We start from the raw sequence: 12,050 nt of genomic DNA on the forward strand, positions 1-12,050 counted from the left end.
TTCCTCCAGAGTGAAAGACGAGCGAGGGTTGGGAAGGTCAGGCGGTTGTCACGCCGGCCAGGCGTGCCGCGAGTTCACGATCGGTGACGAGAACCTCTCGCTCGCCGACCATGATGGCCATCTCGCCCTTCTGCACGTCCTTCACGTGCACCACGAACGACTCGGCATCGGCCAGGTCGGCCCGATCCAGTTGCGTGGCCGCGTCGGCCTGCTGACCTTCGAAGATCTTCGGAACTGCAACTGCACCCACCGCTGCCGCGGTGCCCGCGCCCGCGAACACCAGGAACCCCCGGCGTGTGGCGTCAGTCATGTCGCTTCCTTTCCTAGTTCTGCTTCGGCCCCGGATCTCACCGGGGTCGGCAGGCAGGTGCGAAAGCGTCGCATTTGTGTCCCAGCTCACACCCGTCCCGCGTGCTGCATTCGGAGCCCTCGGCCGAGCGGATGGGTCGCGACCGGGTTCAGGCGAGCAGGGTGCGGCCGAGCCAGTCGTGGGGGTCTTGTACGCCGGGCAGAGCGAAGAAGTAGCCGCCGCCGAAGGGGGAGATGTAGTCGACGAGCGGTTCGTCGATGAGCAGGGTCTGGACGGCGACGAACTGGCGGTCCAGGTCGGCGTTGAAACAGACGAAGATCATGCCCAGGTCGAGCTGGCCGTTGGGTTCGATTCCGGCGCTGTAGTTGAAGCCGCGGCGCAGCATCCGCCGGTCGTCGGCGGTCCCGTCGTGGGGGTTGGCGAGGCGGGCGTGCGCTGTCAGCGGCACCGTGTTGCCGTGCGCGTCCCGGTAGTAGCTCGGGAGCTGCAGCTCCTCCTGACCTGGTACTCGTTCGCCCGGGCGACCGGACAGCGGTGCGCCGGTGTCACGGTCGCGGCCGAAGATCCGTTGCTGCTCGTTGATCGAGATCCGGTCCCAGAACTCCACGAACATCCGGATCAGCCGGACCACGTGGTACGAACCGCCGGTCACCCAGTCCGGTTCGTCGCCGCCGGCCCTGGTCCACACCAGCTGATCGAGCAGCTCGGGACGGTCGAGGAACTCGTGGTTGGCCGTCCCGTCCTTGAATCCGAACAGGTTGCGGGGTGTCCCGGTCGGCCGCGGGGGACTCGTGAAGCCTTCCATCTGCCACAGCACCTGCAGGTCGGCGCGGGTCGCGCGCATCAGGATGCGGAGCGCGTGCAGCACGGTGTCACGGTGATCGGCGCAGATCTGCAGCAGCAGGTCGCCGTCGCAACGGTCGGGGTCGAGCGCGTCGTTCGGGAACTCGTCCATTGCGCGCAGCCGGGCCGGTTTGACGTCGGTGAGGCCGAACCGGTCGTCGAACAGGCTTGCGCCGACGCTGACCGTGACGGTGAGACCGTCGGGCACGGCACCCCGGCCGAGCATACCGTTCTCGTAGGGCGTCGACACGAGACCGTCGCCGCTGCCGCGTCCGGTCGGCGCATCGTCGCCGGAGACCAGGTAGCGGATGGTCGCGGTCAGCGTCTGGAACATCCGCTGCAGCGCCTGCCGGTCGGGTGCCGTCACGAGGAACGCGACCACGATCCCCGCCTGCTGCGCAGGCTCGAGGATGCCGGCCTGATGAACGCGCTCAGCTGGTACGGCGATGTCGTGGTCAGTCATGGGTGATTGGGCCTCGGTCGCTGGTGGCGTTGCGGGGGTCGACGATGGCCGCCGCGTGGGAGAGCAACTCGACGCTGTGCTGCACGGCCGCATTGACCGCGGCCCGCTTCCGTACGGACAAAGCCGCCAGGGCGACCCAGCCGTCGTCGTGGTGATGGCTGCGGATGAGCTGCTGAGTGCGTCGGAGCTGCTCGTCGGTCTCGCGCAGGTACGGGTTCTGCCTCCGCAGGATCGGGCGCAGCGGATCCAGTGCCTGCCAGACCCCGGTGATGTTCGCGTCGACGGTCGCGAGCTCGGTCCGGCTGCCCGCGTCACCAATGCCGTTCAGGTCCCACTGCAGTGCGTCCTCGAGGATCTCGTGCGCCCGGCGGCCCAGGTCGATCGGCGTGATCGCGTTCGGCAGCGCCAGTTCGTCGGTGAGTTGCCCGATCGCCTCGAGCAGCGCATCGACGTACGGCACGATCGTCGCCGGCGGCCGGTCGTGCCACAGCATCGCCTCGATCTTGCGGAACCCCGCGAACTCCGCGTCGGCCAGGCGGTCGGGCCTGAGGCCACGCGGCGGGTCGGCGTTGATGTCGTCACCGGTCTCGTCGTACGCGCGATAGGCACCGCCCAGCGTCTCGTACGTGAGATGGGCCGTCAGCCAGTCGCGTCGGGCGGCCACGGCGTCGCCGGCTCGCAGCGCGCTCCGCAGTTGTCGAACCTCGTCAATCAGCCTGGGAAGATGTTCGGTGATCCAGCCGACGTAGGAGTTGATCGGGATCCGCAGGTCGAGTCCGGTCACGGGCACGATCCCGTGGACGTCGTACGGCAACGGATCACCGGTGACGACGACCGGCCGGCTGTACTTGATCGTGTAGTCGGTGATGCAGACCCAGCGGTACGTCCCGGGCGGTACCGATGCCGTGACCGTACGGCTGACACCCCGACCGAAGTGCTCGACCTCGAGGTAGATCCGCTCGGTCGCGGGATCCTCCAGGTAGACCTCCGCGCCGGCGCCCTCGTTGTTCACGAACACGAAGTCGTAGCATCCGGCGGGTCCGCCGAGCCAGTCGTCGATGCCGTAGGGCGAGCCAACGACCAGGACCACGGGATCCGGCCGGCTCGACAGAAGTGCCGGTGCGGCCGTCGTACTGCTCACCGAGCCCACGCTCGGCGGGGGTTGTGAACGGAGCCGATGCTGCCCCCGACGCGCCGGTGAACAGCGGATGACCGGCGGGGCAGGTGGGAGGACAGGGTCCCTGAGTCTTCAGGGATTGTTCATGGCCCGACGCTCGCGAGGTCCGGACCTTCGGCAGTTGACTTCTGGAGGAATCCCCGCCACGAGAGATTAGGTAGCAACCCATGTCTGACAACGATTCGGCATCCGCGGACGGCACCAACGCCACCACGGAGCGCAACCGGATCAGCCGCCGCCGGCTGATGCAGGCCGCGGGTGCCGCGGGTGCCGTTGCCGCCGCCGGAGGGCTGTCGACCGCCCCGGCCGAGGCCGCCCCGGACGCGACCGCGACGGTCGGTTCGGTCGGTACGGCCGACAGCACGACCGGCTCGAAGCCGGCGCAGCACTCGCGTCGTACCGGCACCATCAAAGACTTGAAGCACGTCGTCATCCTGATGCAGGAGAACCGGTCGTTCGACCACTACTTCGGCACCCTGGACCTGGCCGGGGCGCGCGGCTTCGGCGACAAGCAGGTGCTGACCTGGCAGAACGGCCAGACGATCTATTACGACCCCAACAGCCGCGCCGAGGGCTACCTGTTGCCGTACCACGCCGACAGCCTGAAGTACAACGCGCAGAACACCAGTGCGCGCAACCGGTACTTCATGGAAGCCGACGTGCCGTGGCACCACGCGATCGCCAAGGCGTACACGATCGGTGACCACTACTTCTGCTCGCTGGACACCAGTACGAGCCCGAACCGCATCATGATGTGGGCCGGTACGAACGACGCGGCCGGCACGCAGGGCGGCCCGGTCATCAACAACAACGGCGACTACGGCTACGCGTACAAGTTCAAGACGTACCCGGAGACGCTGCAGGACGCCGGTGTCAGCTGGCAGATCTACGTCAACAACGACACCGACGACAACTTCCTCGGCGACTACACCGACAACACCGTCCGGTCGTTCGCGGCTTTCGACCCGAAGAACGCGAACCCGGAGAACACTCTGCCGCGCGAGGGACTGCTTGCCCGCGGCAACGTGGTGTACGCCCACACCGCGCAGCCCGCCGGGATCAAGAACGACACCTCCAACGTCGACTACGTACTGCGGGACTTCATCGCCGACTGTGCGTCGGGCGACATCCCCGAGGTGTCGTGGGTCGTCGCCCCGGCCGCGTGGACCGAGCACCCGACGTACGCACCGAACAACGGCGCGGTCTACACCGATCGGGTGATCCAAGCGGTGCACGACAACCCCGACCTGTGGGAGTCGACGCTGATCATCCTGAACTACGACGAGCCCGACCACGCGAACCGGATCGGTGAAGGCGGCTTCTTCGACCACGTCGTACCGCCGATCCCGGAGGCCGGCACGGTCGGTGAGCGCGCGCCCGGGATCAAGCCGGGCATGGGCGGCCGCGTGCCGTTCGTACTGATCTCGCCGTGGACCCGTGGCGGTTTCGTCAACTCCGAGGTCTTCGACCACACCTCGACGATCCAGCTGATCGAGGAGTGGACCAAGAGCCTCGGCCGGCCGGCCGTCTGCGAGAACATCAACGACTGGCGGCGCGGTGTCGCCGGCAACCTGCTCTCGGCCATCGACTTCGGCAACTACGACACGTCGTTCCCGAAGCTGCCGAAGCCGGCCGACCTGCTCAAGTCGGTCGTCACCGACGCGAGCCTGCCGCCCGTGCCCCAGCCGGCCGTCGGTGCGCAGGTCATGCCGACTCAGCAGATCACCGGCAAGGCGAAGCGCAGCCCGCTGTCATTCCAGGCCAACGGCGTACTGGCTGAGAACCCCGTGACAGGGGCCGTGACCGCGACCTTCACAGTCGAGGGTGGTCCCAACGGTAAGGCGGTCAACCTGGTCGGGTTGGCCGACAAGTACGCGCCGTCGCTCGCCGGCGCCGAGCCGCTCGGTATCGGCCAGGACGCGCTGCCGCTCACGGTCGGCAACCGCCGGTCGAAGTCGTACACGTGGGACACCAAGCCGACGGACGGCAAGTACGCGTTCACCTTCTACGGACCCGATCACTTCATCAGGTCCTTCGCCGGCGCCCTCGTACCGGCAGGCGACAAGACCTCGCCCCAACCGCGTGTCGACGTACGGCTCGTCAAGGGACACAAGGCGGCCGTCCAGTTCACCTTGACTGCGACGGGCAGCCGGTCGGTGACGTACACGCTGACCCCGAACGACTTCTCGGGCCGGAAGACGACCATCCAGGTCCCCGCCGGCAAGCACAGCGTCATCACCTGGCCAACCGAAGACGGCTACTACGACGTGACCATCACCGCAAAGGAGTCCCCAGCCTTCAACCACCGCTACGCCGGCCGCACCGCCCAAAAGTAATCCTCCGCAAACTGCTTGGATGTGCCCGCGCTCTCACAGGAGCGCGGGCACATCCAGGCGGACGCCTTGAAGTTCATCTCCGCGGCATTCATGCTCGACCATCAGCGGGCTTCCGCCCATCCTTGCCGCGAAGGAGACCGACAAGCCATGTCACGTCAGCGAACGACCATCCTCCTCGCCGCCGCCGCGTCCATCGCCTCGATGATGGGCGGCGCCTCTGCTGTCGGCTCGACCCATCAGGCCGACCGCAAACAAGGCGCCTGCGGCGCGCTGTTCGACGACTTCCAGTACAACTCAGCCACCGACCCTGCCCTCGCCGACCATGGCTGGAACGCGCGCAGTGAAATGGGTGGACCTGGCGTTCCGGGCTCCGCCTGGCCGGCTGGCAACGTCGCCTTCGTCACCTCCGGCGGCCAGCAGGTCGCTCAGCTCCGGGCAACGACCGACGGCACCGTCCCAGGTACGACCAACGCCGAATTGCGCCGCACAACCATGAACCTGCGGAACGGGACCTACGCGACGCGCGTCCGGTACGCCGACGCGCCGGCCACCGGGACGGACGGCGACCACATCAACGAGACCGCGTTCGCCATCGGCCCGACGAAGTTCGACTATGACCCGATCTACAGCGAACTCGACTTCACCGAGTACTTGCCGAACGGCGGCTGGGGAGAGACCGGGCCGATCAATTACCAGACGAGCTGGCACACCTTCCGCGAGGACCCGTGGGACGCACGAACCGCGGAGAACCACCAGGACAGGTCGCTCAACGGGTGGCACACCTATGTCACACAGGTCGGCAACGGCCACGTGAGGTACTACATCGACGGCAAGCTCACTGCCGACCACACCGTCGACCAGGACGGCAATACGGTCCTGCCGCGTCAGGACATGAGTATGAACTGGAATCTGTGGTTCATCGATCTGGACGGGCACCAAGGCACGGCAACAAGTGAGTACCGCGAGCAGGTCGATTGGGCGTACTACGCGAAGAACGAGACCGTCTCGCCCGCCACGGCGGATGCGCGGGTGGAGAAGTACCGCAAGCACGACACCACGTACCAGGACTCCTTGAGCAACACCGGCAGCTGCGAGAACTACCAGCCACCGGAACACTGAGCCCCGACGACGGACGCGTTGAGTCCGGAGCTCCGGCCGCGCCGCCGAGCAAGGTCCCACCCGTCCCAAACCCGCCGAAGCCAACTGCGCCCCTCGGCTGATCACTCACACCATTCATCCAGGCTGGTTGAGGCGGGCGGCGATCGCTGGGGCCATCTCACGCAACCACGCCTCGGCGCGCGACAGTACGCCCCTGCCACCCTCCTCCCAGCTCTTGCGGAACACGGGATCCCGCGCAGCCCACGCACGAGAATCCTCGTAATAGCGGCGCGCCATGTCCACGGCCAGTGGCGTCAACCCTCCCCGTTGCCGCGCCGTCATGCCGTAGGCGTCCGCGAACACCGCGATCCGGTGCGGGATATCGGCGTCCTCCAACGCGGGCGACCTGTCCCGGGGATCCGCCCATTTGAGCGGCGCCCAGTACCACAGCGCGTTCGCGATGTCGTAGAGCCGGGTAGTCGGCATGGCCAGGTCGAAGTCGATCAGCGCCGCAGGCAGACCGTCGCGGAAGATCACATTGCCCGTGGCATAGTCGCGGTGGCCAACCAGCTCGGCCCGCCCGGCGAGTTCTCCCTGGACGGCCGGCGACCCACCCCACACAGCGCCAGGCGGCGGCACCCACCCAGCCGACGCCTCGTGCAGCGACCGGATCAGCCGCGCCAACGCGACGAGGACATCATCACCCGCCACCTCCGCCGGCACCGGGTGACGATGCACCTCACCCGGGACGAACGACAGCACCTCGCGCCCCTGCTCATCAACGCCAAGCGGAACCGGCGCCCCAGTGAACCCGGCATCGCGCAGGTGGCCCAGGTAGGCCTGCACGGTCAAACTGAACGGCCGCAAAGGCCGCCGAACCGTATCCCCGACCCGCACGATCCCCTCAGTAGCGCTTCCCCCCGCCAGCGACTCGCCTGCACCCATACCGCACCAACCTAGCCCGGCCCCCGCACCAAGCCAACGGCCTTGCAGCTACCCAAGCTCGCGCACCGGCTAGCACGGGTGGTCAACGAACCTGTCCGACCGACGATCTGCTGCTCGTACCAATGAATGCAGGGCGAAGTCCGCGAGCGAACCATTGAGGTCACTTTCCACGCCGCCGGTGCCGAGGCCTATGCCTTCACCTTCGGATAGCTGGCCAGTGCCACGAGGACCGGCCTGGCTTGGCCGGCCCTCGTGGCTTCGGTTGGTTGGTCAGGCGTTGGTGCGGCTGGTGTTGATCTCGCCGTTGACGCCGGCCGGGAAGAAGCCACCCTTTGTGGCCTTCTTCGGGGTCAGGTAGACGACGTTCAGCACCTGGTCCGCACCGCGGCTGAACGCGATGCCGTTCTGATCGGACGGCACGATGTTGGTCTTGCCGTGGTACGTCGTGCCCTGGTCGAGATCGGACTTCCCGTCCAGGCTGTCCCGGGCGTTCGAGATCGCGACCGACGGGACCTGGAGGCCCCGCGAGACCAGCGTGGTCCGGATGTTGGCCGCGTGGTACGCCTCGACCGCCAGGATTCCGGCGGCCGCCTCCAGGTACGTCTTGTTCGACACCAGCGGCGCCGCACCCTTGTAGGCCGTCACGCCGACGTCCTCGAACACGTACGCCGCCAGCAGGAAGTTGTTCTCGTTGGCGTACGCGTCGAACTTCTGCCCCGGCTTGATCAGGCCGGCCGCCTGCGCCGCCGCCGTGAACGCACCTTGCGGCCACCGCGGACGGCACCAGCCCGGCCCTTGCCGTATACGTCCGTTGCCGGAAGGCCGTATCCGCGCACGGCACGCAGGTAGAACTCGGCCTCCAGGTATTCCAGGTTCAGGGCGAAGTTCAGTACCGCGCCGTCACTCGGCTTGGCAGCGGACTCGCCGCCGCCGAGGCCGCCCGGGTGAGCGGCCCTCCAGCGTGGCGAACCACCTGGAGGGCCGCTCGTGGGACAGCACGAACACCGCCTGACCCGCACCTGTCCGGGGGCGATGTTCTGGCTCTCCCCGAGTCCGATTGGCACCGGGCTACGCATCACCGTCAGGACCTGACTGTCCCGGGGCCGGACCTGACATGTGTGCCCGAACCGGAGGACCCGGGGAAAGCACTCGTTGTCACGCCGGTGTGCTCAGCCGCACTCAGAACAGCCGAGGCTCGCGACGTGCCAACGCAACCGGCCGCTCAGTTGAACAGGCCGAGCAGGCTGTGACCCCAGTGGCCGCCACCGCTCCAGCGCGAGCTGATCTCGACGTACAGGCCGATGACGATGTTGAGGCCCGAGTGGTAATCCATGAGAATCGATCTCCTTCTTGTCGGACGATGGGGAACGAGCCGTCGCCCGGGTCCGATCTGGCGGAATCCGGACCCGAACTATGGAGTCGGCGACTCGCAGCAAGGGTTTGCTCCCGTCATCGATTCGGAAGCAGCAGAACCGCAGATGGGCCCAACCCACGGGTAACATGCAAACGACTGACTCAGGCCCGCACGAGTCGGACCCGGCCAGGTTCGAGATCCGCAGGTTGCATTACCAATAGACCCTGCGCCAGCACCATCATCGGGCCGAGCGGGCGTCGGTCAGCTTCGACGGCGGGCGCCCGGCCGGCTGGACCGGGTGCAATGAACTCTCGGTGTTCTGTGATGTCGAGGCTTTTCACGCGGAGCGGATGCGGTGCACTGCGAGGTGATCCTTGAGGCCGAGAAGCAGCCAGTTGCCGGTGACGTCCGCGATCGCCGCTCCGTCTCGCATGGGAGGAGAGCAGATCGCCCCGGTCCGATCCAGGGCGACCGTTCCGGCGTACTTGATGACCTCCTCTTTCTTGCTGCCTTGCTTGCTCTGGAGTTCGCCCCAGATATACGGACCGACACCCAATGCGGCGCGGAATTCGAGACTGCCGACGCGGTCTTTGCCCTTGGCAGTTGATCCCTTGGGGAGGGCTTGCGTGACAAAGCCGTTCGGTCCTTTGGCCCACCAGGACTGGCCGCTGTCCCAGACCAGCAACGGGGGTTGAGTCCCGACGACGATCGGCGTCGCGTCCTTCTCTGTCAGCTTGATCTGGTGGCCGTTCGACAACTGGACGAGTTCGTAGACTCCACGCTCTGATCCGGGGTTGAGAAGGACGAAGTCAGCCGCTGTCGCGTCATGCTCGTACGGCCCGCTCAGCGCGTTCGTGCCGCTCCAGCGCGGCTGACCGGTACGCGCGTCTCGGACCTCGGGTAGCCAGGCTGTGGAGTTCGCCTTACGGCGGACCACGACGACCGAGTTGCCGTCGCCCGACAGGCCCGTGACTCCGTCGGCTCTCCAGAGTTCGGTGCCGGTTCTGGCGTCGAGCGCGATCGTGGTCGGGGACTTGGCCGGGAAGTACGGCCCGTACGGTGCGCTGACAGTCGCGAGGACGACGGACTCGGCGACGGCTGTCACCATTGTGCGCTGGGTCGTGGCGGAAGGTGTTGCGACAAATGCCCAGGCCGGGTCGCCGGTCCGGACGTCGACACCGATGACGCCGCTGGTCGTGGCGCCCTGCTGTGCTGCCGCGTACGGGATCGGGAGGATCTGACCGGCCGGCCGGACCCCGGGATTCTGGATGGTGATCGGCGAGAAGTACCGGGCTGGACCGACGATGGACAACCACCCGGACCCGATCCCTGGCAGCATGGTCGGCTTGCTTCCGTCGAGCGTCCACCGCCGCACGCCGTCAGCGGCGCCGAAGCAGACAAGCCGAACCTTCCCGGTTCCGGAGCCGTCGGCAAGCACCACCGTGTCACCGACGATCCGCGCGCGCCCCGGCAGCGCCTCGCCCGGTGTGACCAGCGCCTCCTCCCAGGTCTTGTCCAGCTTCAGCGGCGGTGCGGCCTTGCCTGGGCTCGCCCCGCAAGCCGCGACCAGTGGAACCGCAGCGGCTCCCAGCACAAGAGTCCTTCGGCGTACGAGCATGAAAAGACCGTAGCGACAACGAGGGTCGGGTTCGCGCCGGCCGGAAGAGAACGGTGGCCTGGGAGGTTGGGCCTCGTATGACCACACTTGTCGACCGCGCCGTCGCGGCCCTGCGTGCCAACCACGACACCCTCGCCGCACTGGTGCCGACCTTGTCCGATGAACAGTTGAAGGGCCGCAGCGGAGCGGCGGAGTGGACAGTTGCGCAGGTGCTTTCGCACCTCGGAAGCGGGGCCGAGATCTCCCGTAAGCCGATTGCGACTGCCGCGGGGGAGCAGGTGGATGCTGAGGGCAATGAGTCGATCTGGGCGCGGTGGAATGCCTTGTCCCCGGTCGACCAAGCAGCCGGGTTCGTCAAACATGACGCGGCGTACGTCGACACGGTCTCGGCGCTCAGCTCCGAGCGGCCCGATAGCCAGATCGACCTGGGTATCCTGCCCGAACCGGCGCCGCTGGTGGTGGCGCTCGCCGTGCGGCTCAACGAGGTCGCCAACCACAGTTGGGACGTGCGCGTCGGAGTCGACCCGTCGGCGACCCTGGATCGGGACTCGGCCAAGCTGCTCATCGAGCTCTTCGGCGGGCCGCTGGCCTTCCTCCTGGGCTTCTCCGGCAAGGCCGACCAGGTCGAGCGAGAGGTACGCCTGGCGATCCCGGGCGGCGGCATCGAGATCACCGACACAGTCGCCGTGACCGCTACGGTCGATCACCCAACGGCCACCTTCGAGGGTCCGGCAGAGGCCGTGGTACGACTGCTCAGCGGACGGCTCGGCGCCGAGCACGCCAACGGTGTGGGCGTGACCGGCAACGTCACACTCGACGAACTCCGCAACGTCTTCCCCGGCTACTAGACCGCGAGGCAAGACTGACCGGCGTACTGATCCTCACCATCAGCTGAGTGCTGCGAAGAGGGGCTGGATCAGGACAGCGTTGGGGTGGCCCATCGGCACGGTGAGGACGGCCTGGTCGGAGGTGGTCGCGTAGATGTAGATGAAGCCGGCGTGTGGCCTCGGTGGGTGGATCGAGTTCCAGTCCAGGGACAGCTTCGGGCGCTTGCAGCTGATGCCGTGCTGGTTCACCTTGATGCTGCCGCCGATCGTCACGGTCTCGCCCTGGCGGATGCGGGTGACGAGATCGGTCAGCAGGCGTGGTTCGACGACCTGCGCCGACAGGTTCACCAGGAAGGTCCACCAGTCCGGCAGTTCGTCCTGGCGGCCCGCGCGCGAGTCGGTCACGATGACCGCCGGCGCTGCCTTGTGTGGGTACTTGCCGACCTCGAAGTGCCAGTAGGTCGTGTACGTGGTCGGGAACATGAAGCGCTTCTCGGTGACCTGTTCGACCCGGTAGCCGACCCACTCGATCTCGTCGAGCGGCATCGACCGCCGGCCGTAACTGATCTGCTGCCGGTCGGCGTGGAGCGAACTCCAGCCGACCTTGGTGTCGAGAACCGGGATCTGGCCGGGCTGCGGTCGCCGGTCGTGCTCGGGCACGTGATGAGCCTTTCGGATCGGTAGCGCTGATCGCGCGTGAGACGCGCACGGAGTACGTCTGGTTCCGCTGCGCGACGGCCTGGGACCATTACGAACACGACTCACTGAGGAAGCTTCTGTGACCCCTCACGGTATTGAGCTGCGCCACTCCACCGTGATCGGCAACGTGCGGAGCACGCTGATCGCGGTGTACGCCGACGTACGTGCGGATCAACTCCACCTACCGAACTACTCGGTCGAGCGCTTCGGCGAACAGCTCTCGCGACACGACCGTTCCAGCCGGATCGTTGTCAGCGTCAACATGTTCGGCGAGGGTTTCGATCTGGCGTGACGACACGCCCGAGGCACAGGTCGCGCTGCACTGGGCCGTCGAGGCGGCTCAGGCGCGTGATCTGCCGGTCCGGGTGATCCGTGCGTAC

The 12,050-nt window shown here is 67.1% G+C and carries 13 protein-coding genes; 5 read left to right on the top strand and 8 right to left on the bottom strand.

All coding sequences use genetic code 11. The features are described 5' to 3' along the window. Positions 1-37: 37 nt before the first annotated feature. From ACGFI6_RS32630 to ACGFI6_RS32640, 3 genes are all read right to left on the bottom strand, one after another. Complete coding sequence (locus ACGFI6_RS32630; protein WP_393125433.1) at positions 38-310, bottom strand: twin-arginine translocation signal domain-containing protein; 273 nt, start codon at positions 308-310, stop codon at positions 38-40. 148 nt (positions 311-458) lie between these two features. Further along, the gene (locus ACGFI6_RS32635) at positions 459-1,616 is read right to left on the bottom strand and encodes a Dyp-type peroxidase (protein WP_393125435.1); all 1,158 of its coding nucleotides are present in this window, start codon (positions 1,614-1,616) and stop codon (positions 459-461) included. Next, positions 1,609-2,757 carry an imelysin family protein gene (locus tag ACGFI6_RS32640; protein ID WP_393125437.1) on the bottom strand — a complete coding sequence of 383 codons (1,149 nt, stop codon included), beginning with the start codon at positions 2,755-2,757 and terminating at the stop codon, positions 1,609-1,611. The genes ACGFI6_RS32635 and ACGFI6_RS32640 overlap by 8 nt, the downstream gene beginning before the upstream one ends. A 203-nt stretch (positions 2,758-2,960) precedes the next feature. On the opposite strand from ACGFI6_RS32640, the gene ACGFI6_RS32645 reads away from it, so the two are divergent. Then, positions 2,961-5,129, top strand: coding sequence for an alkaline phosphatase family protein (locus ACGFI6_RS32645; protein WP_393125439.1), 2,169 nt, complete (start codon positions 2,961-2,963; stop codon positions 5,127-5,129). A 147-nt stretch (positions 5,130-5,276) separates the two neighbouring features. Beyond that, positions 5,277-6,248, top strand: coding sequence for a glycoside hydrolase family 16 protein (locus ACGFI6_RS32650; RefSeq protein ID WP_393125441.1), 972 nt, complete (start codon positions 5,277-5,279; stop codon positions 6,246-6,248). 114 nt (positions 6,249-6,362) lie between these two features. Here the strand turns inward: ACGFI6_RS32650 and ACGFI6_RS32655 are convergent, their stop codons facing one another. Continuing rightward, entirely contained in the window at positions 6,363-7,073 is a 711-nt protein-coding gene (locus tag ACGFI6_RS32655) for a phosphotransferase (RefSeq protein WP_393125443.1), read from the bottom strand. A 225-nt stretch (positions 7,074-7,298) separates the two neighbouring features. On the opposite strand from ACGFI6_RS32655, the gene ACGFI6_RS32660 reads away from it, so the two are divergent. After that, entirely contained in the window at positions 7,299-7,382 is an 84-nt protein-coding gene (locus ACGFI6_RS32660) for a hypothetical protein (RefSeq protein ID WP_393125517.1), read from the top strand. Positions 7,383-7,442: 60 nt separating this feature from the next. On the opposite strand, the gene ACGFI6_RS32665 is transcribed toward ACGFI6_RS32660, so the two are convergent. The 3 genes from ACGFI6_RS32665 to ACGFI6_RS32675 form a co-directional block, all read right to left on the bottom strand. Next, on the bottom strand, positions 7,443-7,835 hold the full coding sequence (locus ACGFI6_RS32665; protein WP_393125445.1) for a ferritin-like domain-containing protein: 393 nt from the start codon (positions 7,833-7,835) through the stop codon (positions 7,443-7,445). A 62-nt stretch (positions 7,836-7,897) separates the two neighbouring features. Further along, a complete protein-coding gene (locus tag ACGFI6_RS32670) occupies positions 7,898-8,248 on the bottom strand; it encodes a ferritin-like domain-containing protein (RefSeq protein WP_393125447.1) in 351 nt (116 codons plus the stop codon). A 615-nt stretch (positions 8,249-8,863) separates the two neighbouring features. Beyond that, a complete protein-coding gene (locus tag ACGFI6_RS32675; protein ID WP_393125449.1) occupies positions 8,864-10,144 on the bottom strand; it encodes a hypothetical protein in 1,281 nt (426 codons plus the stop codon). A gap of 77 nt (positions 10,145-10,221) precedes the next feature. Between ACGFI6_RS32675 and ACGFI6_RS32680 the strand changes: the two genes are divergently transcribed. After that, positions 10,222-10,992, top strand: coding sequence for a maleylpyruvate isomerase family mycothiol-dependent enzyme (locus ACGFI6_RS32680; protein WP_393125451.1), 771 nt, complete (start codon positions 10,222-10,224; stop codon positions 10,990-10,992). A gap of 39 nt (positions 10,993-11,031) precedes the next feature. On the opposite strand, the gene ACGFI6_RS32685 is transcribed toward ACGFI6_RS32680, so the two are convergent. Next, on the bottom strand, positions 11,032-11,631 hold the full coding sequence (locus tag ACGFI6_RS32685) for a hypothetical protein (protein WP_393125453.1): 600 nt from the start codon (positions 11,629-11,631) through the stop codon (positions 11,032-11,034). A gap of 118 nt (positions 11,632-11,749) precedes the next feature. Here ACGFI6_RS32685 and ACGFI6_RS32690 point away from each other — a divergent pair, with 118 nt between their 5' ends. Then, positions 11,750-11,962, top strand: coding sequence for a hypothetical protein (locus tag ACGFI6_RS32690; protein ID WP_393125455.1), 213 nt, complete (start codon positions 11,750-11,752; stop codon positions 11,960-11,962). Positions 11,963-12,050 lie beyond the last annotated feature (88 nt).

Origin of the sequence: Kribbella sp. NPDC048928, from assembly GCF_043197975.1 — a bacterium.
Classification (GTDB): domain Bacteria; phylum Actinomycetota; class Actinomycetes; order Propionibacteriales; family Kribbellaceae; genus Kribbella.

Bases quoted from the DNA above. Each gene is read 5' to 3' on its own strand.
- ACGFI6_RS32680 (WP_393125451.1), top strand. From the start codon at position 10,222: ATGACCACACTTGTCGACCGCGCCGTCGCGGCCCTGCGTGCCAACCAC.
- ACGFI6_RS32630 (WP_393125433.1), bottom strand. From the start codon at position 310: ATGACTGACGCCACACGCCGGGGGTTCCTGGTGTTCGCGGGCGCGGGC.
- ACGFI6_RS32645 (WP_393125439.1), top strand. From the start codon at position 2,961: ATGTCTGACAACGATTCGGCATCCGCGGACGGCACCAACGCCACCACG.
- ACGFI6_RS32650 (WP_393125441.1), top strand. From the start codon at position 5,277: ATGTCACGTCAGCGAACGACCATCCTCCTCGCCGCCGCCGCGTCCATC.
- ACGFI6_RS32675 (WP_393125449.1), bottom strand. From the start codon at position 10,144: ATGCTCGTACGCCGAAGGACTCTTGTGCTGGGAGCCGCTGCGGTTCCA.
- ACGFI6_RS32670 (WP_393125447.1), bottom strand. From the start codon at position 8,248: ATGCGTAGCCCGGTGCCAATCGGACTCGGGGAGAGCCAGAACATCGCC.
- ACGFI6_RS32635 (WP_393125435.1), bottom strand. From the start codon at position 1,616: ATGACTGACCACGACATCGCCGTACCAGCTGAGCGCGTTCATCAGGCC.
- ACGFI6_RS32660 (WP_393125517.1), top strand. From the start codon at position 7,299: ATGCAGGGCGAAGTCCGCGAGCGAACCATTGAGGTCACTTTCCACGCC.